The 21309-nt window shown below is 27.1% G+C and carries 19 protein-coding genes and 1 riboswitch; of the genes, 4 read left to right on the top strand and 15 right to left on the bottom strand.

From position 1 onward, the window contains the following. Nucleotide 1: 1 nt before the first annotated feature. The 10 genes from IR152_RS02015 to IR152_RS01970 all read right to left on the bottom strand — a co-directional run bounded on the left by IR152_RS02015 (nt 2) and on the right by IR152_RS01970 (nt 10385). The gene (locus IR152_RS02015; RefSeq protein WP_227450157.1) at nt 2-502 is read right to left on the bottom strand and encodes a QueT transporter family protein; all 501 of its coding nucleotides are present in this window, start codon (nt 500-502) and stop codon (nt 2-4) included. A 284-nt stretch (nt 503-786) separates the two neighbouring features. Beyond that, the gene (locus tag IR152_RS02010) at nt 787-1095 is read right to left on the bottom strand and encodes a hypothetical protein (protein WP_227450156.1); all 309 of its coding nucleotides are present in this window, start codon (nt 1093-1095) and stop codon (nt 787-789) included. A gap of 139 nt (nt 1096-1234) precedes the next feature. Further along, the gene (locus tag IR152_RS02005; RefSeq protein ID WP_227450155.1) at nt 1235-3499 is read right to left on the bottom strand and encodes a xanthine dehydrogenase family protein molybdopterin-binding subunit; all 2265 of its coding nucleotides are present in this window, start codon (nt 3497-3499) and stop codon (nt 1235-1237) included. Between the two features lie 3 nt (nt 3500-3502). Further along, nucleotides 3503-3952 carry a (2Fe-2S)-binding protein gene (locus IR152_RS02000; protein ID WP_227450154.1) on the bottom strand — a complete coding sequence of 150 codons (450 nt, stop codon included), beginning with the start codon at nt 3950-3952 and terminating at the stop codon, nt 3503-3505. Beyond that, the gene (locus IR152_RS01995) at nt 3952-4740 is read right to left on the bottom strand and encodes an FAD binding domain-containing protein (protein ID WP_227450153.1); all 789 of its coding nucleotides are present in this window, start codon (nt 4738-4740) and stop codon (nt 3952-3954) included. Before IR152_RS01995 ends, IR152_RS02000 begins: the two co-directional genes overlap by 1 nt. A gap of 192 nt (nt 4741-4932) precedes the next feature. Then, the gene (locus tag IR152_RS01990) at nt 4933-6201 is read right to left on the bottom strand and encodes a cation:proton antiporter (protein ID WP_227450152.1); all 1269 of its coding nucleotides are present in this window, start codon (nt 6199-6201) and stop codon (nt 4933-4935) included. Nucleotides 6202-6542: 341 nt separating this feature from the next. Beyond that, entirely contained in the window at nt 6543-6704 is a 162-nt protein-coding gene (locus tag IR152_RS01985) for a DNA polymerase III (RefSeq protein WP_227450151.1), read from the bottom strand. A gap of 153 nt (nt 6705-6857) precedes the next feature. Further along, entirely contained in the window at nt 6858-7934 is a 1077-nt protein-coding gene (locus IR152_RS01980) for a lysylphosphatidylglycerol synthase transmembrane domain-containing protein (protein ID WP_227450150.1), read from the bottom strand. Nucleotides 7935-8035: 101 nt separating this feature from the next. Further along, entirely contained in the window at nt 8036-9631 is a 1596-nt protein-coding gene (locus IR152_RS01975) for a putative ABC transporter permease subunit (RefSeq protein WP_227450149.1), read from the bottom strand. A gap of 46 nt (nt 9632-9677) precedes the next feature. Then, nucleotides 9678-10385, bottom strand: a complete 708-nt coding sequence (locus IR152_RS01970) for an ABC transporter ATP-binding protein (protein WP_227450148.1) — start codon at nt 10383-10385, stop codon at nt 9678-9680. A gap of 304 nt (nt 10386-10689) precedes the next feature. Between IR152_RS01970 and IR152_RS01965 the strand changes: the two genes are divergently transcribed. Next, nucleotides 10690-11835, top strand: coding sequence for a DEAD/DEAH box helicase (locus IR152_RS01965; RefSeq protein ID WP_227450147.1), 1146 nt, complete (start codon nt 10690-10692; stop codon nt 11833-11835). Between the two features lie 96 nt (nt 11836-11931). Here IR152_RS01965 and IR152_RS01960 read toward each other — a convergent pair whose 3' ends face one another. Next, nucleotides 11932-13308 carry an NCS2 family permease gene (locus tag IR152_RS01960; protein ID WP_227450146.1) on the bottom strand — a complete coding sequence of 459 codons (1377 nt, stop codon included), beginning with the start codon at nt 13306-13308 and terminating at the stop codon, nt 11932-11934. 92 nt (nt 13309-13400) lie between these two features. Next, nucleotides 13401-13503: riboswitch (purine riboswitch) on the bottom strand. A 248-nt stretch (nt 13504-13751) separates the two neighbouring features. On the opposite strand from IR152_RS01960, the gene IR152_RS01955 reads away from it, so the two are divergent. Together IR152_RS01955 and IR152_RS01950 are read left to right on the top strand one after the other, a co-directional pair. Then, a complete protein-coding gene (locus tag IR152_RS01955) occupies nt 13752-15098 on the top strand; it encodes an MATE family efflux transporter (protein WP_227450145.1) in 1347 nt (448 codons plus the stop codon). Nucleotides 15099-15160: 62 nt separating this feature from the next. Beyond that, nucleotides 15161-16555 carry an SLC13 family permease gene (locus tag IR152_RS01950; protein WP_227450144.1) on the top strand — a complete coding sequence of 465 codons (1395 nt, stop codon included), beginning with the start codon at nt 15161-15163 and terminating at the stop codon, nt 16553-16555. 125 nt (nt 16556-16680) lie between these two features. Here IR152_RS01950 and fsa read toward each other — a convergent pair whose 3' ends face one another. Then, complete coding sequence (gene fsa, locus IR152_RS01945; protein ID WP_227450143.1) at nt 16681-17355, bottom strand: fructose-6-phosphate aldolase; 675 nt, start codon at nt 17353-17355, stop codon at nt 16681-16683. 271 nt (nt 17356-17626) lie between these two features. On the opposite strand from fsa, the gene IR152_RS01940 reads away from it, so the two are divergent. Then, on the top strand, nt 17627-18391 hold the full coding sequence (locus tag IR152_RS01940) for a DeoR/GlpR family DNA-binding transcription regulator (RefSeq protein WP_227450142.1): 765 nt from the start codon (nt 17627-17629) through the stop codon (nt 18389-18391). A gap of 288 nt (nt 18392-18679) precedes the next feature. Here IR152_RS01940 and IR152_RS01935 read toward each other — a convergent pair whose 3' ends face one another. The 3 genes from IR152_RS01935 to IR152_RS01925 all read right to left on the bottom strand — a co-directional run bounded on the left by IR152_RS01935 (nt 18680) and on the right by IR152_RS01925 (nt 21234). Continuing rightward, on the bottom strand, nt 18680-18901 hold the full coding sequence (locus tag IR152_RS01935) for a hypothetical protein (RefSeq protein ID WP_009890241.1): 222 nt from the start codon (nt 18899-18901) through the stop codon (nt 18680-18682). A gap of 403 nt (nt 18902-19304) precedes the next feature. Continuing rightward, nucleotides 19305-20582 carry a sensor histidine kinase gene (locus tag IR152_RS01930; protein ID WP_227450141.1) on the bottom strand — a complete coding sequence of 426 codons (1278 nt, stop codon included), beginning with the start codon at nt 20580-20582 and terminating at the stop codon, nt 19305-19307. After that, nucleotides 20566-21234, bottom strand: a complete 669-nt coding sequence (locus IR152_RS01925; protein WP_003424455.1) for a response regulator transcription factor — start codon at nt 21232-21234, stop codon at nt 20566-20568. Before IR152_RS01925 ends, IR152_RS01930 begins: the two co-directional genes overlap by 17 nt. Nucleotides 21235-21309 lie beyond the last annotated feature (75 nt).

Below are 21309 nucleotides of genomic sequence, written 5' to 3'. Positions count from 1 at the left end.
TTTAAAATTTAATATTAATAATATTTTTATATTTTTTCATTAAAAAACAAAAAAATGGTACTCCTATAATTGTTACTACTACAAATTCTCCAAAACCTACCTGTATCATAGATAAAATTAATGGAAGCCCAAAGAATATATTTAACATTAGCCCAACCACAATCGAATTTATAATAGTAGGCCATATAGAAGCTATAATCAAAGTGATTTTATTTTGCCTACCTAACTTTCTAGTAATATAAATCAGACCTGCACTTATAAATGTGGCTAATGTTCCAAAGATTATATCAGGTACACCATATGGTCCTATTACATTTGCTAAAAAACAACCTAATGTAAGACCTACTATATATCCTTTATCTAAAAATGCCAAAAGCATCATAATCTCTGCCACCCTAAATTGTATTGGACCATAACTTATGAATCCCAATGATAATGTCAAAACTGCATAGATTGCTGTAACAGCTGCAGTTAGTGCTATATTAATACTGTTTTTTCTCATATCTGTCTCCTAGTAAAAGTTTTATTTCTAAAAAATTAATAACATAACTTTATTTTATACAAAATCCATAAACTTAAACAGTGATTTTATACAAACAATTTATTTTAACGAACTATTTTACTGATTCAATTTATATTATACAATATAATACATATAAGCTCAATTTTCTATATATGAAATATATGATATTACAATTATATACAAACTAAAAATAAATTTTCTATTGTTAATAAAAAACAGCAAAAAAGAGCCTTAAAATTAGGCTCTAATAATTTATTCTGAAATCAGTGAACTCTACCGTCTTTTAATTTAGATAATATCATCCAAGTACCTATACAATCAATCTCTAGTTGTTTCTCTATTTCATCGTATAACATTTCTTGATAGGATGTATTTAGAACAACATTTTCAACTATTTTAGAAATTTCTTCTTCTGCAAAATCAATTTCTATTTGATTTTGTTTTTCTTTAAAAAATACCTTCACTTTTCTCTGACTTATTGAACGACCCTCAAAGCTGACTAAACATTCTAAAATGTTCTTATCTCCTCTAAAATTATTTACTGCTCTCATATTATTTAGATTTCCAGCCAAAACATCATCCCCTTAGTTAATTTTATACTTTATAAGTAAAATTCATAATATTATAATAACTACTTATTAAATATCTTTCAACAGGTATGACATAACTGGTTGTTTAACATGTAAAACTAGCCTAGAATTTTATAAGTAATTATTTATTCATTGCCATAAAAACTTTTTCAGGTGTAATAGGAAGTGTATTTATTCTCACACCACTTCCATTAAACACAGCTTCTTGTATCGCTGGTAAAGGTGTATTTATAACAACTTCTCCAACAGATTTAGCACCAAATGGCCCTGTTGGCTCATAAGTTTCAACAAAATCTACTTTAACATTTCCAATATCACATCTAGCTGGAATCTTATATTGCATAAATGTATTTGTATCCATGCTTCCTTTTTCTGTATATCTAACTTCTTCAAATAATGCCATTCCAATCCCTTGAACAATTCCACCTTCAACTTGTATCTTAGCTAGATTTTTATTTATAACTGTTCCACAATCTACTACAGCCACATAATTTACTAAATCAACTTTCCCAGTTTCTTTGTCAATTTCAGTTTCTGCAAAACCGGCTATAAAAGGTGGTGGCGATACAGGGCTACCATGAGAAGCAATACCTATCAATTGATTAGTATCTGGTCCGATTGTAGAATCTACTGCTATATCAAATAGTAACGTACTACCTTTTTTACTAGTTAACTTTGTACCATCAAATTCTACTTCATCCTTATCAACACCTAGTTTAGTTGCTCCAGCAGAAATTATTTTTTCTCTTAAATCTTGAGCTGCCTTAACTACTGCCATACCTGTTACATAAGTAGTGCTTGAAGCATATGAACCTGGGTCATATGGAACTAAGTCAGTATCAGCTGATATAACTGTTATATTTTCAATACTTGTCTCAAGAACTTCAGCAGCCATTTGAGCTAAAATTGTATCACTTCCTGTACCCATATCGGTAGAACCTATCATAAGTGTATAATCTCCACAGTCATTCAATTTTATTTCAGCTGAAGACTTATCAAGTCCTTCTATACCAGAACCTTGCATAGTAATTGCCATACCTACACTTCTAACTTTTCCATTCTCAAGATGTTTACAAGGATATTTTTCATTCCATCCAATAAGCTCTTTGCCTTTATTTATACATTTTACTAAATCTACACTATTTAAAGTTTTCCCATATGCAAATGTAGTTTCACCTTGTGTTACCACATTTTTTAACCTTAAATCAGTTGGGTCCATTTTTAATTTATCAGCAAGCATATTTATAGTTGATTCAACAGCAAAACATCCTTGAGATGCTCCATACCCTCTAAGTGCTCCCGCTGGCATCTTATTAGTATACACTACATCTGCAATAAATCTTGTTGCTTCAACTTTATTGTACATTGGTAAAGTTTTTTCTCCAACCAAACCAATAGTTGTAGATGCATGCTCTCCATATGCTCCTGTATCAGAAAGTGCATTTATATCTATAGCTTTTATTATTCCATCATTAGTAGCACCTAACCTAACCTTTAATCTCATTGCATGTCTACTTGTTGAACAATTAAAAGTTTCTTTTCTATCATAAATTATTTTAGCTGGTTTACCTGTTTTTAAAGTCACAATTGCCGAAAAAATCTCAACACATGCCGTTTGTTTACCACCAAACCCGCCACCAATTCTAGGTTTTATAACCCTAATTTTACTAGCTGGTAGCTCTAATGCACGAGATAAATGTCTTTTCACATGAAATGGTATTTGAGTTGAACTTACTACAACCAATCTTCCAGTATGGTCTAAATAATTGTATGCTCTATACGTTTCCATCATTGCATGTGCTTGAGCTTGAGTATAATAAGTTTCTTCAATCACTATATCACAATTACTTAATACTTTTTCCACATCTCCTTTTGTATAATCATGATGCGATACTATATTCTTTTCTCTTTGCATACCTATATCAAAGTTACAATGTCTATCTTCATCATGTACCACAGCTTTATTTCCTATTGCCTCTTCAAAATCCAAAACAGGTGTAAGTACTTCATATTTTACTTTGATAAGATTCATGGCTTTAATTGCAGTCTTTTCATCTACAGCTGCTACTATGGCTACTTCATCACCTACATATCTTACAACATCTTCAAGAATTAATCTATCATATGGAGATGGCTCTGGATACGTCTGACCAGCAAGTGTGAATCTAGATTTTGGTACATCTTTATATGTTAAAATACATTCAACACCATCAACCATTTCTGCCCTTGATGTATCTATATCTTTTATCTTTGCATAGGCGTGAGGACTTCTAAGTATCTTTACTATCAAAGCATCTTTTGCCGATAAATCATCTGTATATACAGGTTTTCCTGTTGTGATACTCATTCCGTCTATTTTTTTGATTCCTTTTCCAACTATATTCATATTCTATTTTACCTCCAGATAAGTTTTGATAGCTCTTAACTGTCCCATATACCCTGTACATCTACATAGATTTCCTGTAAGATAATGCTTTATTTCTTCATCTGTAGGATTTTCAAGTTCATCCTTCATTGCAAGTACAGTAAGTATAAAACCAGGAGAACAGAAACCACATTGCTCAGCTCCCTCTTTTACCAAAACTTCACTAAATTCTTTAACTTCATTTTCTAAACCTTCAATTGTAGTTATTTCTTTATTTAAAGCTCTCAATGTCAATGTTGCACAAGATAATGTAGGTTTCTTGTCAATTAAAACTGTACAGAGACCACAACATCCTGTGTCACAACCTCTTTTTACACTTAAATTACCAACTTTTCTCAAAGTATCAACCAGATATTCTTCTGGTTCTATATCGACACTTTTTTTCTTCCCATTTATATTAATCTTCACTAACATTAAATAACCTCCATTATAGCCCTTTTTAAAAGTACTTTACTCATAGCTTTTCTATAATCCCTAGATGCTCTCATATTAGAACCAAAAGTTAGTTCTTCTGATGCTATTTCTACTGCTTTATCTATATTAATTTCGTTGATTTCATTATTAGATAGAAATTCACTAGCTTGTTTTGCAATCGTAGCTTTCTGAGGTCTTGCTCCTACACATAACTTAAATTGTTTCATGTTTTTTGATACAGATACATTTAAGATTGGATAATCACTCTTTGCATTTCTAAGTGATTTATAAGAAGCACTCTTATTTGTCTTCTTTATGTATATCTTAATAAGTAAATCTTTCTCATAATCTCTATTTAGAAACTCTTCAAGACTAATTCTTCCAGTCTTATATAATTCTACTTCCGTATCCAATGAAAGCAATGCTACTATCAAGTCAGAAAAACCATATTTAGAAAATACTGTTGCACCAACTGTTACTACATTTCTAAACTGAATACCTATTATATCTTTAACTGAATCTTCTATTATTCTTCCAAAATTGTTTTTTATTACGGAACTTGTTTCTAATGCTCTAAAAGTAGTCATAGATCCAATCTCAACATAATCTTCATCTTCTTTTATATAATCTAAGTTTAAGTTAGATAATTCTATTCCTGTTCCTATTCTTTTTTTCCCCATTCTTAAAAAAGCACTTCCACCAATCACCTGATTAGTTTTTCTTTTATTTAAAATTGAGTACGCTTCTTCTACTGTATCTGGTTGTACAATATCCATAACCGTAAACATAAATTTCCTCCCTTATTTGCTATTCTTATTTTAAATACAACTAATTATATCATAGCTTCAACAAATTTTGATAATAAATATGTTTAATATGTAAATTCTGTAAATTACTTATACATAAAAAAGGACTATTTCAATAATTATCATTAGACAATATTAAAATAGCCATTAATATTTATTATTTAAAGCAAAATCTTAAAAAGTTGATACTTTTTCACTTATATTTATCACTTCTTCTTCTAATAATCCAAGTTTTTTAGCTACCAATTTTGTAGTGCTTCCTTGTATTACTAATGTAATTAGTATAGTCATGAATACTACTGATGAAATTACTTCATATCCAGAAACTTTCATTGCTGAAATAATACCACAAAGTGCTGCTGGTATTACACCAGTTTCCCTTACCCACATCATAAATAATATTTCACTTTTACTCCATTTTGCTTCTCTATCTACAAGTGTACAAACTAAAACGCAAAGTGGTCTTGCTATGAACATTAAGACTAATACTGTAATTACAGAAGGTATAAAATATTTACCTAATTGAGCTAAATTAACTTGGCTACCCAATATTATAAATATTGCCATACGACAAATAGTACCTAAAGTTTCAGCAACATAAAAATCTGCATCATAAGATTTTTGGCTTAACCAAATTTTAAAGTTTTTCTTATTACCAGTTATTATACCTACAATAAAGCAAGACATATATCCACTTCCACCTAATTTTGTAGATAATTCATACGCAACTACAACTGAAATAACAGATATTATTGGTGCAAAATCTTTGAATATTCCATAAGGTTTATCATTAACCAATTTCAAAAGCAGTATTCCTGTAATTAAACCAACTACAACTCCGACAATAACCATTGTCCCCAATTCATAAACATTTTCACTTAATGAAAATTTATTTGATAAAATTACAGCTAACACTGCTGATGTTAATATAGCTCCTGTTGCATCATTAAAAGCTGATTCACTTATTACAGTTTGCTTTACTCTATCCTTTATCCTTACCTGATTAAATATAGGTACAAGAGTAGCTGGGTCTGTTGATGCTATTATAGTTCCTGCTAATAAAGCAGTCATTGTGCTTATTCCAAAAGTAAATCCTATCACTTGTTGCATTATAAAAGAAGATATCACAACTCCTAAAGTAGCTAGTAAGAATACAGATATCTTTACATTTCTCAACACTTTTAAACTTATTTCTTTTCCTCCTAAATATAAAATAAATGCAGAACCAAATGTAAGTATTAGTTGATTTTCTATTTGAAAACCACGAATATCTATAAATTTTAAAAAGGATGGTCCTATTAAAATACCTACAAGTAAAAATAGCACTACATCTGGAACTTTTATTATTTCACTAAGTTTACTACAAATTATTCCAGTTATACTTACAATAGCAAAAATTATCAATAAATTATTACTAGCAATTGTGTGTATAGATGATTCCATGTCAGTCTCTCCTCCCAATATGCATACATTATGCAATATACTTATTGTTTTCCTATATAATTATAGCACACAAATAAATGTTATCAATCATATTTTTTAGCATATGCAATTTACCCTTCATTTTTGACAATTAAATAACGCTTATATAATTTTGCTATTTTTTACTAGTAATTAAAAGGTTGATTTTGTCAAGTTTATAGTATATATATATTAATATTATTTATATTCATATCTTTTTTAGATATTTTTCGACTTTTTCTTCTATTAAAATAAGTTTAAATTTAACAATAATACATTTCATTATATATATTTTTTAAAATGTACTATTTTCAATATTTTCATTAACTTGGTCGATTCATTTTTTTCTTATCTATTCTATATCCAAGCATATTTCCTATATTTTTACTTGGATGTAACTCTTGAGCTATTTCAAGTTTATTATCAGTACTTTGTTTTATTTTAGAAATCCTACTTTGTTTTTCATTTTTTTTATCTTGTTTCATACTTTCTCCTTCCAAAACAATATAAATTTTTCTATTTATTACTTATTATTTCAAATTTCTATAATTTTAATCAAAAAAGGGAAATATCTTAATATAATACAGCTTATCTAACACTATATTTATATATAGAATTTCCCTAATTATTTTGTTAATTCAATTTTCAATAACTTCATCTAAATTAGAATTTATTTTATCTTCCTTTTTCCAAGAATTTAATGTATAATGCGTCCTAAATGTAAATATCCCTGAAATTATTAATATAAAATAGTATACAAACCCACTATACAAGAGTACTGAATACCCCAATAATTCTTTTGGAATTATATTGGAGAACATAGTAAAAAATGTAACCTCATTAGCCCCAACATTTCCTGGTGTTGGAACTGGTGATATTGCCATATATAAAAACACCTGTAGTGTCATTACATGTATATATGATACTCCTTTTAAATTTGAAGCTTTATAAACACAATAGACTATACTAAAATACGCTATTAATTGTAACATAGTAAGTAATATACTTAAAACTAGAACTCTCACATTTTTAATAAATATTTTTATAGAATAATTATAATCATCAACATAATGATTTACTCTGTCACGTTTTGAATCTAAAAATTTAAAGGTTTTAAATTTAGATAAAAAATTAATCAAAACTTCTGCTACCATTTTTACTTGTTTTGGACTAAATACTATTAGTAGTCCACCTAACAACATACTTACATTCATAATCATTCCAACAGTTATCAAAGTTCTTACAGAATGTACTTGAGCCATTAGCAATGACTTATTTAGCAAAATTAAAATTCCACAAAATACGGTAACTGTACTTTGAAATACTACAGTCTTATTAGTAACTATAGCCACTGATTTGCTAAGACTCACATCATATTTTGTAAGTGCATATATTTGCATTGGTTGACTTCCAGATGCAAATGGAGTAACTAAGTTATAGTAAAATCCCATTGTAGCCATTTTAATACCAATAAATTTTACTTTTGTTTTTTGAACTGCATTTATTATCAAATGAGTTACAACAGCTTCAATTAGCATATATACTATAATTATTAATATACCAAGGAATATATAATTTTTATTTACTTGTCTTATAACTTTAGGTATTAGTTTTACATCTAAAGTAGTTAATACTAAATAAGTAGTAATACATATCAAAAATAGTAAAAATCCATATTGAATAAAATCTTTCTCTCTTTTGGATAATTTTCTCATTTATTTTCTCCTAAATTTTTTCATATCACTATACATAGTATACTACTTAACATATTCTTTGCAATACTAAAAAAATAAGTCTTTATTTGACATAAATACATCTATAAATCTTTAAATATTTTTACTCCTTTAGTAGAAATAATTCTCCATATCATAAAATCTAATATTAATGTAAGCATACTTACTAAAATAATATATATATTTAAAAACGAAATTCCAAGTAATATATATATACCTCCAAGTATAACTACATAAGCTAATGATACTAATATTGTAATTATCATACTTGCACTTCTCTTTACCACAGCCACTTCATTTTTCCAATCAAGATTTGGATATAATAAATTTAATAATAATCCCATCAAGGCTATAAACATTGAAAAACTTATAAGTAAACAGATTGATACAATAATAAACTGAATTCCAAAGTCTAGTCTTATAGATACTAATATTAAACATAAAATAGATAATGGTGCATTCAATAAAAAATTCATCAATATTTTTGACCAAAATATTTCTCTTTCATCTATTGGAGAAGATTTCAGTATCCATAAATTTTTTCCTTCAAGAGAAATTGAACAGTATGTTGTACAATTCATTACTATTATAAGGAAGAATACTCCTAATAATTGTATTTTTATAAAATTAAAATCTATATTCAATTTTAGTAACTCACCGATTTTATCTACTCCAAATAATAATATTAAAACTGTACCTACTATCAGAAATAACAGACTGGCAGATGAATTTAAAAGGTATATAAATGAAGAAGTATATCTCTTAAATTCCTTTTTCAATAGGGCTTTTGAAGGTCTTGAAGTTTTTTGACTCTTAAACTCATAACTTTTTGACTTATATCCTTCACTCATCCTAGCATTTATATTTTTAAATTTTTTTGCAAATAGAGTTACAAACATAAAAAATGGTATTATCGAAATTGCTATAAATATTAAAAATGAAACTACACTTCCTGTTTTAAGAGCATCAACAAAATAATATATAGGTGGATATATTTTTCTAATCGACTCTAAAATAGACACACTATTCTTTAACATCTCAACTGATATAGAATTAAGTCTTGACATGAGTAGAGTATAAAGCAACATCAATATAATACTACCTATGATTAATACTAAATTTTTGTATTTTATTTTTGATGATATCTGTCCTATAAATATGAAAATTATTGATGAAGCAACTATTGGTAATAGTGGTAAAGCTAAAAATAGCAATATCAAATAAGGGAAATAGGTTATACTTACATCAGAATTTAAAAAGTAAACCACTGCTGGTATAATCATACATATTGAAGAAAATAAATAGTTTGCTCCAACCAACATTAATATCTTACTTGCTAGTACTGTAGATTCTTTTATAGGTAAACTATTCAAAATGTCTAAATCTTTTGCTTGAAATAGATATGATGATGTTTTATATAATGATGTAACAATAGTTGTTAATGTCGATAGTCCAAAACCAAATATCAGTAGCATTTCCATCTGATTTATTTGCTTTAAGATATCAACTAAAGAAAGACTTAAACTCGTTACATAAAAAATTAATAATCCTGCTATGATAAAAGCTGAAAGTATCATTCCCATTATTTTTTGTTTTTCTCTATCATCAGCTTTTTTTAATGCATTTAATTTAAATTCATTTATTATATTAGTTTTTATTAATATACTTAGATTGCTCATATTTTATCATTCCTCACTTTAGACACTATATTGTATAAAAAACATTTTATTTTTCTATTAATTCCATAAAGATACTTTCAAGTGAATTACTTCCCTTAACTTCTTCTGTAGTTCCATAAGCAATTATATTTCCATCTTTTATTATGGCAATCTTATCACAAATTTTCTCAGCAACTTCTAAAACGTGTGTTGAGAAAAATATACAACCACCTTTGTCACAGAATTCTCTCATAATTTCCTTCAATATGAATGAAGCTTTTGGGTCAAGACCTACAAAAGGTTCATCAAGAATTAAAATTTTCGGGCTGTGTACCAAAGCCGAAATTATAGCTAATTTTTGTTTCATACCATGTGAATATGAAGATATTAAATCTCCTAATGCTTTATTAAGTTCAAACTTATTTGAATAATATTTTATTAAATCTTCTCTTTTATCTTTAGCAACTTCAAATATATCTGCTATAAAATTAAGATATTGTATGCCAGTTAATGATTCGTATAAGTCTGGATTATCAGGTATATATGCCATTTCCTTTTTACATTCAACAGGCTGTTTTTTTATAGATTTAGAATTTATTAGTACCTCTCCCTCTTCAAAATCGTGTATCCCAACAATTGCTTTAATAGTAGTAGTTTTACCTGCTCCATTATGACCTATAAATCCAAAAAGTTCTCCATCATTTACATCAAATGAGATGCTATTTACTACTTTTTTATTTTTATATGATTTAGATACATTGATTACCTTTAACATAATTTCCCTCCATATTATAGTTTTGATATTTGTTATATATAATATATAACAAATATCAAATAATTACAACTTTTATTTGTTTCTTTTAAAAATTTATAAAATACAAAGTTATCAGAAATATAAAGCTAAAAAACACAAACCAACTGGTAGAACTTATTATTAATTCTTAGCCACCAAGAATCCCCTTGTTTTAGCTATGGGGAGTGTGTCAAACATAATTATAAAAGAATATATAGTTCGATTTGCCTAAACAATGTATAATAAAAAATAGTTGACTATAATTATTAAATATAAGGAGCAAAATATGAATACATTTGAACAACTAAAAATAAGTTCCACTCTAATAGATGGACTTAAAAAACAAGACATAACTTCTCCAACAGAAGTTCAGTCACTTGTTATAGGAAATATAATGCAAAATAAGGACTTATTGATTAATTCACAGACTGGAACAGGAAAAACACTAGCGTACCTTTTACCTATATTTGAAAAAATTGATACATCAAAAAGAGAAACACAAGCTCTTATACTTGCACCTACGCATGAATTAGTAATGCAGATTACAAATCAAGTTGAATTATTGGCTAAAAATACAGAAATCTCTGTTACTTCTTTAGCTTTAATTGGAGAGGTCAATATACAAAAACAAATAAAAAATATAAAAGCAGTAAAACCACACATAGTAATTGGCTCTTGTGGAAGAGTTTTAGACTTGATAAAACAAAAGAAGTTAAAATCACATAATATAAAAACCATTGTTTTAGATGAAGTGGACAATCTATTGAATGGAAAAAACATAACTTGTATAGAAGACATAATAAAAACTACATTAAGAGATAGACAAATTATAGGCTGTTCTGCAAGTCTTACTGATAGCACTATAAAAATTTGTGATAAACTTATGAAAGAATTTGAAATAATAAAAACAATGGAAAAATCACAAATAAATCCTAACATAAGTCACTCATATTTATTAGGTGATATAAGGGATAAGTTTACTTTTCTTAGAAAAACATTAGCTGCTACAAATCCCAAAAGAGCTATCGTATTTGTAAATAATGAAAAAAATATAGAAGTTCTAGTATCAAAACTAAATTATCATAATTACAAAGCAATAGGAATTTTTGGAAACATGGCAAAAGAAGATAGGAAAAATGCAATAAATAAATTTAAACTTGGGAAAGCAAAGATTTTAATTACAACTGATTTATCTGCTCGTGGACTTGACATAGTAGATGTAAGTCATGTTTTTAACTTAGATTTTCCAAAAAGTAAAAATGAATATCTGCATAGATGCGGTCGAACTGCTAGAGGAAATCGAAATGGTAACACAATCTCAATAATAACAAAAAAAGAATTAGACATTATAAAAGATTTACAAAAAGAATTCAATATAACAATCACACCTAAAGCTTTACAAAATGGAAAACTAATAGACATTATTAAATAATATAACAAATACGAAAGAGCTGTAATTTATCATTAAAATAGATTAGAAATTACAGCTCTTTACTTTATATTAAATTAAAATTTTAAATAATATCTATTATAATAGCCAAAGTTTTATTATAAATAGTATAGCCAGAACAATCATTACCATAGAAACATGTTTTTTATCTTCTGCCTTTTTAGTTCCAAATATATTATAAAATATATTTACAAAAACATAAGTTAATATACCTAAAGTTAAACCATCACCTATACTATATGTTAATGCCATACAAGCAATAGTAACAAAAGCTGGAACACCTTCAGTTATATTATCAAACTCTATGTCCTTAACTGTACCAAGCATTAAGTATCCAACATATATTAAAGCTGGTGCTGTAGCACATGATGGAATTGCTATAAATACAGGAGAGAAAAACATTGCAGCTAAGAATAAAATTCCAACTGTTACTGCTGTCCATCCAGTTCTTCCACCTGCGATAACTCCTGTTGAACTCTCAACATAAGTTGTAACTGTAGATACTCCAAGTCCTGCACCAACTGTAGTTGCAACTGCATCTGTAAGTAAAGCTCTACCTACATTAGGAACATTCCCTTTTTCATCTAGCATGTTTGCTTTAGAACAAACCCCTACTAATGTACCTACTGTATCAAAAAAATCAACAAATAAAAATGTGCAAACTACTACTAAAAAACCACCTATATTTGTTGGATGTAGTACATATCCTAAATCTATTTTACCTGCTATTGGTGCTAAGCTTTCGAATTTAAATATTCCACCAGGTAAATATATACCTAATTTTTGTGCATACTCTGGATTCATAAAAGCAAATGCCCAAGCAAGTAATGAACTTACTACTATTCCAAAAAGTATAGAACCTTTAACTCTTTTTTTATCTAATACAGCAATAATTATTAATCCTATACAAGTTATTATTACTGCTGGTGTAAATTTACCCATTTTAATAAGAGTGGCTTGGTCTCCAATAACAATTCCGCTATTAACTAAACCTATAAGTGCAATAAATATCCCAATACCACCTGTAACAGCTAGTTTCATATTTCTTGGTATTGCATTTACAACAGCCTCACGAACTCCACTTACTGATAATACTATAAAAATAATACCTTCTACAAATACTGCTGTAAGAGCTACTCCCCAAGGAACACCCATTTGTAAAACTACTGTATACGCAAAAAATGCATTAAGACCCATACCCGATGCTAAAGCAAAAGGAAGGTTGGCAACTACACCCATTAAAATACATCCAAATGCTGCTGCTAAACATGTACCTGTAACAAGTGCACCTGCTGGCATACCTGTTTCAGACAAAATATTTGGATTTACAGCTATTATATAAGCCATAGTTAAAAAAGTAGTTACTCCTGCAATTACTTCCTTCTTCATGTCAACATTTTTATTAGTCAAAATTGGAAAAATTTTCTGCATAGTACTACTGTTTGTTGTTTGCATAACAACACCTCCTATTAAATTTTACAAAAAACGGCACAGTAGTTGATAAGCTGAGCCGTATCCTTCATAATTCAGTTAATTAAATATTTAATTAACTGAATTATAGTATACATAGTCAGAATATTTACGGTATTCCGGTAGAAACTTATGACCCATATTGTCAAAATTATATGTTATACAATAAAAAACATGATTTTTATTTGCGAATATTATTTTAATTTATATAGTTAATTTTGTCAATATATACGTATATATTATATTGATTTCGTATTAATATTCGATTATATTAAACATTGATTTACTTAATTCAAATTATAATTATATTCTTTACATTTTTAAAAAATATATTATGCTTTGATACAATTTATTTATAGTTTGAATATAAAATTTATGTTAAGATTATATTATAATAAATTAATAAATTTTTTATTTGGAGGAATAAAGTGAAAGATTTAACTATAGGTCATGAGGGAAAATCCATATTCTTTTTTGCCATGCCCATGCTTATTGGCAGTTTATTTCAACAACTATACAATACAGCTGATAGTATTATAGTTGGTAGATTTATTGGAAAAGAAGCAATGGCAGCAGTCTCTGGAGCTAACCCTATAATGTTTTTATTAGTAGCAATGCTTATGGGTATTAGCCTTGGATTTTCTATTTTAGTGTCACAATTTTATGGCTCAGGAGATTTAAAAAAAGTAAAAGCAACCATTGATACCACATATATACTTTTATTTATTGGTTCTATATTAATAAGTGTTCTTGGAATAGTATTTGGTGGACCCATGCTTAAGCTTATGAATACACCAGAGTCAGTTTTTGCCCAATCAAAATTATATCTTACTATAATATTTGGCGGAATACTATTTTCTGCTGGATACAATTCAGTGAGTGCGATACTTAGAGGGCTTGGAGATTCAGTAACTCCACTCTATTTTTTAATAATAGCTACAATTCTAAATATAGTTTTAGATTTAGCTTTTATTGTAGTACTAAAAATGGGTGTTGAGGGAGTTGCACTTGCTACTATAATGGCTCAAGCAGTATCATTTATAATCAGTATAATCTATTTAAACAAAAAACATGAAGTGCTTAAATTCAAAATCAAAGGAATTGTATACGATAATAAAATCTTTAAAGATGGACTTAGATTAGGGCTTCCAAGTGGAATTCAACAAATGTTATTTTCAATTGGAAATATGGCTCTTCAATTTTTAGTTAATAGTTATGGGACATCTGCTATGGCAGCTTTTGGAGCTGGTCTTAGAATAGAAAATTTTATAAGCTTACCTATCATGAATCTCGGTTCTGCTGTTTCTACTTTTGTCGCTCAAAATATAGGTGCTGGTGAGAAAGAAAGGGTTAAAAAAGGAATTCGAGAATCCATAAAAATGGCTTTAATTTTAGCATTCATAGTTGTTGCCTTAATTTTATTGTTTAGAGAAAATCTAATTGCTTTATTTAATACTGATAAGGATGTCATTAAAATTGGCTCTTCTTACTTATTTATAATAGGACCTTTTTTCTTATTTATTGGTACTTCTTTTGTACTTTCAAGTGCAATGAAAGGTGCTGGTGACTCTATGTTTGCCCTTATAAGTTCCATAGTATCTTTATGGCTTGGAAGAATTCCAGCTTCTTATATGCTTTCTAGATTTTTTGGAACAGATGGAATTTGGATGGGTATTCCTTTTGGTTGGACTTTAGGTCTTATTGTTACAGTTATCTACTATAAGAAAGGGCGTTGGAAAACTAAAGCTATTGTAAATCATAGAATCAATGAATAAGCTTTTTATAAAATGTATTCACCTTCATTATGATATAATAAATTATGGAGGTGAATATAAAAATGAGTATTATTCTTAAGCCAAAACAATTTTATATGACTGTTATAGCTACCATAATTCTCTACTTATCTCTTAATTACAGTTTCAATATAAAATTTTCTATCTGCTTATCTTTTTTGACTATCTTGATATGGGCCATAGACTCTGCTGAAAAAACTGTGGTTGCATTGTTTTTTGTAATTCTAGCTTTTATTTTTAATATTGCACCAATAAATGTTATTTTACAATTTTTATTTACAGAAAATTTTTACATAATAATTCTTGCATACATAATTACTAATGCAGTTACAAAAACAGGTGTTGCAAAAATTATTTCTGAAAAACTTATTTTAAATACTGTAAATACCCCTAAAAAAATGATTCTTTTATCATATACTTTAGGTATACTTTTAATATTTTTTATCCCACAACCATTTCCAAGAGTTATTCTTGTGTCTGCTTTTTACAAAGAATTTTTAAAAGAACAACAAATAACTGAAGATTCAAAATCTATACTTTTATTTAGCATATTTACAGCCTCCACCTTTACATCAATGTTTTTTGTAAATGGAGACACTCTTCTAAACTATGTTGTCCTAGAACTTGGAAACTGTAATATAAATTGGGGTCAATGGGCTTTTTACATGTCTGTTCCAACTATAATTACTTGTTTTGTAACTTATTTTTTATTTATCTTTGTCTTTAAAAAAGAGTTGTATTCAATAAAATTTGTTTCTCATGAAAATCTTGATGTTAATAAACCTCAGTTTTCATATTCTAATTTAAAAAAAGAATTTAATTTACTAAACAAAGAACAAAAACACGTATTTTTATGCCTAGGAATAATGTTTTTTATGTTTTTAACTCAATTTCTACATAACATAAATACATTAATTATAATGTCAATTTGTGTACTTCTTTTATTGCTAAGAAAAATAATTGGATTTAGCACTTTAAAAGAAATAAATTGGAAAGTACTTATTTTTTTTATAGCAGCATTTTCAATTGGAGGAGTATTAAAGTATTCTGGAGTTGTAGATATAATGGGGAATTATTTAATAAAGTTTATACCAAACTCTTCAGAAATTATTTCGATATTATTTTTGATAACTCTCACAATAATCTTGAATATATGTCTTGGAAGTGCTGTCACTACATCATCTGTAGTAATACCATTACTTGGAAGTTTGCATATACTAAGGGAAAATAGTATTACTTTATGCCTATTTGTCTACATTATAGTAAGTATACAATACATATTACCATTTCATCATGCTACAATAATGGTTGGACATGGTGAAAATCTATACAATAGCAAGGTTATTTTCAAATATGGCTTAACTTTGATTCCTTTAACTTATTTCATAATAATATGTATAACATTCCCTTGGTGGAGATTTATAGGTCTAGAAATTTAAAAAAGCTGAAAATATGAATTTTCTTTTTAATAATTTAAGTTATTATCTTAAGTTAATTCATATTTTCAGCTTTTTATATAAATCAATTTATAAGTTAAACATAAGGCTACTCTTTTATAATAATACTAAATATTATTTGTTTTACTTCCTTTTCCAAAAGTATTCTCCCAATCCTCTATAAATTTATCTACACTCCAATCAGTTAATGGATGATTCATCATAGATTTACAAATATCATAAGGTACTGTAACACTATGCACTCCATGTTGCATTAATTCTATAACCTGTTGTGCATTTTTAAAACTTGCTGCAAGTACTTTTGTATCCATTTTATAAGTATCTATTATTTTTATAAGTTCTGAAACCATAGATACCCCATCCCCAGATATATTATCAAGTCTATTTACATAAGGTGCAATATAATTTGCTCCAGCCTTTGCAGCTAGAAATCCTTGATGAGCTGTAAATATTGCAGTAGCAGTTATTTTTATTCCTTTTTTATGAAGGTCTTTTATAGCTCTTAAACCATCTTGCGTTACAGGTATTTTTACATATATATTTTTTCTCAAGCTACTTATATATAATGCTTCTTCTAATATTTCTTCATACTTTGTACTTAACACCTGAGCATGTATAGGCATATCTTCACCTATAATTTCACCAATTTCACTTATAAGTTGCTCAAAATTCTTTTTTTCTTTTGAAATAATACTTGGATTTGTAGTTACACCATCTATTGGTAAGCAAGTACATAACTCCTTAATTTCCTCCACATTACCTGTATCTAAGATTAGTTGCATTAAAATATCCCCCTTTAATCTTTATTTATTCTTATTATATATTGATTTGGTATTATTTTCAATATTTTGTTATTGTTCTTTCTTCTTTATTATTGTTTTAGTTTTCTATTTAATTTTATAATTTCTTTATTTATTAAATTCTAAATAGATGATTAGAAAAAACATACTTTTTATATTAAATTAATTTTTTATTTCATGTTAAAATAGTTGATATATTGTATTTTATCTTATAATATTTACTATAATACTATATTGGGAAAAGAGGTAGAAAATGTTTGCAGAAGAAAGAATTCAAGCTATATTAAATATCCTAAAAAAAGAAGGTAGAGTTACTGTAAAAGAGCTCAGTTCTAAGTTTAATGTTACAGAAGATTGTATCAGAAAAGATTTGAAAAATATAGAAAAAATCTCTTCAATACGAAGAATTTATGGAGGAGCTGTATTAGCAAGAGAAACTCTAGAAAATCAGGACACAAAAGATAGAAAAGAAATTAATATCCCGACAAAGAAAATAATAGCAGAAAAAGCATTTAATTTAATTGCAGATAGAGAAACTATTTTTTTAGACATCTCTACAATTAATATCTTGCTTGCAAAGTTATTAGCTGAAAGTAATAAAAAAGTAACACTTGTTACAAATATGTTGGACATACTAAATGTAGTTACTTCAAAACCAAATAATTTAAATATAATTTCCACTGGAGGTTTATTAAATCTCAGTCTAGATGGTTTTGTCGGTACTCCAACTATAGAGTTTATATCTAAATATAAATTTGATAAGACTTTTATGGGTAGTTGTGGAGTGGATGTATTCAACTCTTCACTTACAACTTTTGAAATTGAAGATGGTCTGACAAAGAAAGCTATAATAAATTCAAGTAAAAAGGTGTTTATAGTTATGGAAGATAAAAAATTTAAATTTGATGGAAATTTCAAATTTGCTCATTTAGAAGATATTAGTTCTATAATTACAGAAAAAACTCCTACTCCTGATATAGTAGATATTCTATCAGAATTTAACGTAAATGTTTTATAAGCTTAATTATATATTTTATAGAATTTCTTGTAAATATAAATCTTTATTTGATAGCTATTCTTAAAAACTTAGTTCTATAATATTTATTTTATCTTTGCGTCTATTCTTAAAAATTTAGCTCTATAATATTTATTTTATACTTATGTCTATTCATTAAAACTAATTTGAAATAGACTTTCTAAATATAATACAGTTATTTTTAGAAAGTCTATTTCCTTAAATAAACCATTTAATAATACTAGCTACTTTTTATATGAGTATAACAATGCGTTATTCATAAATAAAATCTTATTTCATTTCATTTTTCATTTGCTTTTCTAATTCTTTAGAAAATTTCTTTTGTTCATATCTTTCCATCATCTCATCTTTTTTCATTTCTAAGTTTACCATAGCACCTTGTGCATCATCTTTTAAATCCTCAGCAGTATTTTTCATAACATAAGCTGTCTTTTTAACGCCTTCTTTTAAATCTTCTTTCATATTTTTCATATCTCTTTTTAATCTGTCCATCAAAACTACCTCCTCTGTAAATATGATACTTGCTATATTTATTTTTCCCAAAGTACATATATTTATTTGTAATATCAATTATAATTTTTAAATCCTTAAATATAATTTAAGACTATCTAAATCCATACATTTCAATAAATTAGATATTTTTTATTTCAAAATAAAAATAACACTAAGCATAGATTATACGCTTGGTGTTATTTTTTAAATTCACAGTAACTTAATTGTTGGGTTACTATAATGATGACTTATATGGAGGATGTAAGGAAATCTCATCATTATAGTTTGGTGTATTTCATGGTTTAAATCTTCTTTATATTTACATAATACATTTTTAGTATGAATTTTTTGTGATTTTAAAATGAACTATTATTGAAAGTTATATATTATTTATATAGTTAAGTTAATTTTTAAATTCGACTGTGAATACTACAGAATTTTCTTTATTTTTTATGCTATAATCAAACCCATGACTTTTAAAGATTTGACTGACTATATAAAGTCCTAGTCCACTTCCTCCAGTTTTTCTTGAACGAGATTTTTCTATTCTATAAAATGGGTTAAATATCTCTTCTAAATAACGTTTCCCTATAGTTACACCAGTATTTTCAATTTCTAAAACTACTCTTTGATTGTAAATCCTTTTATTTACTCGTTTATTTTTATCATAGAGCCTAATTATAAGCTCTGATTCTTCAGGAGAATATTTTATGGCATTATTTATTATATTATTAATTGCCTTAGTTATCCTCTCTTGGTCTGCTTTAATTTCTAGCTTTTCTTCTATTTTTAAAATAGTTTTCATATGTTTTTCTTCTATTAAAAATATTTGTCTTTTTACAAGTCTATTTAATAGTTCACTTATATTTATTGATACCAATTTCAAATCTTTTTCAAGTATTTCTGATTTTGAAACCTGTATCATCTCATTTACCAAATCTTTTAATTCTTGTGTACATTCATACGATTTTTTCAGATAAGTATCCCTATCCTTATACTTACCTACATTGTAAATCATACCTTCAATTTGACCACTTATTATGGTTATTGGAGTTTTTAGCTCATGTGATATTGTAGCAACAAAATCTTTTCTTCTATATTCCTGTTCTCTCTCACTCTCTATTATGTTTATAAGAGGTTTTGTTATCACGATTGAATATATATATGCTCCAATAATCGCTATCAATATTGCTATTGATATAATATATGGCATTAATTTTCTTATAACTTCGTTTGCTTCGTCAATTGGCTGTAATGGCATAACGAGTTCTAAGGTATATGGTCCATCTTTTGAATCTTTAGTATATATGGGTATAGATGTTCTATACTCATCCTCAAGACTATTAATCATGTACTTACTATATCTTAAAATAACTACTTCATTTTTACCATATACAATTTTTCCTTGACTATCCTTTAATAAAATAGCCAAATTTTGGTCTTTAGCCATATAATAAAGTCTTTCTTCTAAAATATATGTATCAAAATGAATTGAATTATCTACCAAAGACTTTAAGCTTTCTTGAAGAGACTCAATTTTATACTCATGATAATATGATGGCAATAAAAAATATAAAATTAGATATATTATTAAGGCTAATGCTATTAATAATGATGTCGTTATTGAAAATAACTTATACTTTATACTTAATTTTTCCCATTTATCAAATATCCTTCTCAAGTGTATATCCTATTCCTTTTACAGTTTTAATATATGGTAATGATATTTTTTTTCTTATATTTTTTATATGTGCATCAACAATCCTAGTATCGCCATAATAATCGTAACCCCATATACTATCCAAAAGACCTTCTCTAGTTATAACCTGTGGATACTTTTCTATCAAAGCTTTTAATATATTAAACTCTTTCAGTGTAAGTTCTATAGGTTCTCCATCTATCTCTGCGATATATGTGTTTAAATCTAACTTTAATTTTTCAAAAACTATAAATTTGTCATTTATAGTCTTATTGCTTCGCCTTAAAATTGCTTCTACTCTTTTTATAAGAAGATTAAATGAAAATGGTTTTGTTATATAGTCATCACATTCTAAATCAAACCCTTTAAGTTGGTCTCCTTCATCATTCAAAGCAGTCAAAAATATAATTGGAACACTTGATGACTTTCTTATCATTTTACAAACTCCATAACCATCTAGATTTGGCATCATTATATCTAATATCACTAAGTCATAACTTCCTTGCTTAAACTTTTGTATACCTTCCAGCCCATCATTTGCTGTATCAACTTGATAACCTTCTGCACTTAAAAATTCTGATATTAACTCTTGTATATTTGAATCATCTTCAATTACAAGTATTGATGAATTCATTCTATCAATCCTTTCTATTTTATTTAAAATTTCATATATTATTTATATTTTATCTTATTGTTGTGAATTTTACAT

The sequence above is a fragment of the Clostridioides sp. ES-S-0108-01 genome (assembly GCF_020662285.1).
Lineage (GTDB): Bacteria > Bacillota > Clostridia > Peptostreptococcales > Peptostreptococcaceae > Clostridioides.
Note: the sequence above shows the minus strand (reverse complement) of the source record. Positions and strands in the feature narration are given on the sequence as shown.

Bases quoted from the DNA above. Each gene is read 5' to 3' on its own strand.
- IR152_RS02015 (WP_227450157.1), bottom strand. From the start codon at position 502: ATGAGAAAAAACAGTATTAATATAGCACTAACTGCAGCTGTTACAGCA.
- IR152_RS02005 (WP_227450155.1), bottom strand. From the start codon at position 3,499: ATGAATATAGTTGGAAAAGGAATCAAAAAAATAGACGGAATGAGTATC.
- IR152_RS02000 (WP_227450154.1), bottom strand. From the start codon at position 3,952: ATGTTAGTGAAGATTAATATAAATGGGAAGAAAAAAAGTGTCGATATA.
- IR152_RS01995 (WP_227450153.1), bottom strand. From the start codon at position 4,740: ATGTTTACGGTTATGGATATTGTACAACCAGATACAGTAGAAGAAGCG.
- IR152_RS01990 (WP_227450152.1), bottom strand. From the start codon at position 6,201: ATGGAATCATCTATACACACAATTGCTAGTAATAATTTATTGATAATT.
- IR152_RS01985 (WP_227450151.1), bottom strand. From the start codon at position 6,704: ATGAAACAAGATAAAAAAAATGAAAAACAAAGTAGGATTTCTAAAATA.
- IR152_RS01980 (WP_227450150.1), bottom strand. From the start codon at position 7,934: ATGAGAAAATTATCCAAAAGAGAGAAAGATTTTATTCAATATGGATTT.
- IR152_RS01975 (WP_227450149.1), bottom strand. From the start codon at position 9,631: ATGAGCAATCTAAGTATATTAATAAAAACTAATATAATAAATGAATTT.
- IR152_RS01970 (WP_227450148.1), bottom strand. From the start codon at position 10,385: ATGTTAAAGGTAATCAATGTATCTAAATCATATAAAAATAAAAAAGTA.
- IR152_RS01965 (WP_227450147.1), top strand. From the start codon at position 10,690: ATGAATACATTTGAACAACTAAAAATAAGTTCCACTCTAATAGATGGA.
- IR152_RS01960 (WP_227450146.1), bottom strand. From the start codon at position 13,308: ATGCAAACAACAAACAGTAGTACTATGCAGAAAATTTTTCCAATTTTG.
- IR152_RS01950 (WP_227450144.1), top strand. From the start codon at position 15,161: ATGAGTATTATTCTTAAGCCAAAACAATTTTATATGACTGTTATAGCT.
- fsa (WP_227450143.1), bottom strand. From the start codon at position 17,355: ATGCAACTAATCTTAGATACAGGTAATGTGGAGGAAATTAAGGAGTTA.
- IR152_RS01940 (WP_227450142.1), top strand. From the start codon at position 17,627: ATGTTTGCAGAAGAAAGAATTCAAGCTATATTAAATATCCTAAAAAAA.
- IR152_RS01935 (WP_009890241.1), bottom strand. From the start codon at position 18,901: ATGGACAGATTAAAAAGAGATATGAAAAATATGAAAGAAGATTTAAAA.
- IR152_RS01925 (WP_003424455.1), bottom strand. From the start codon at position 21,234: ATGAATTCATCAATACTTGTAATTGAAGATGATTCAAATATACAAGAG.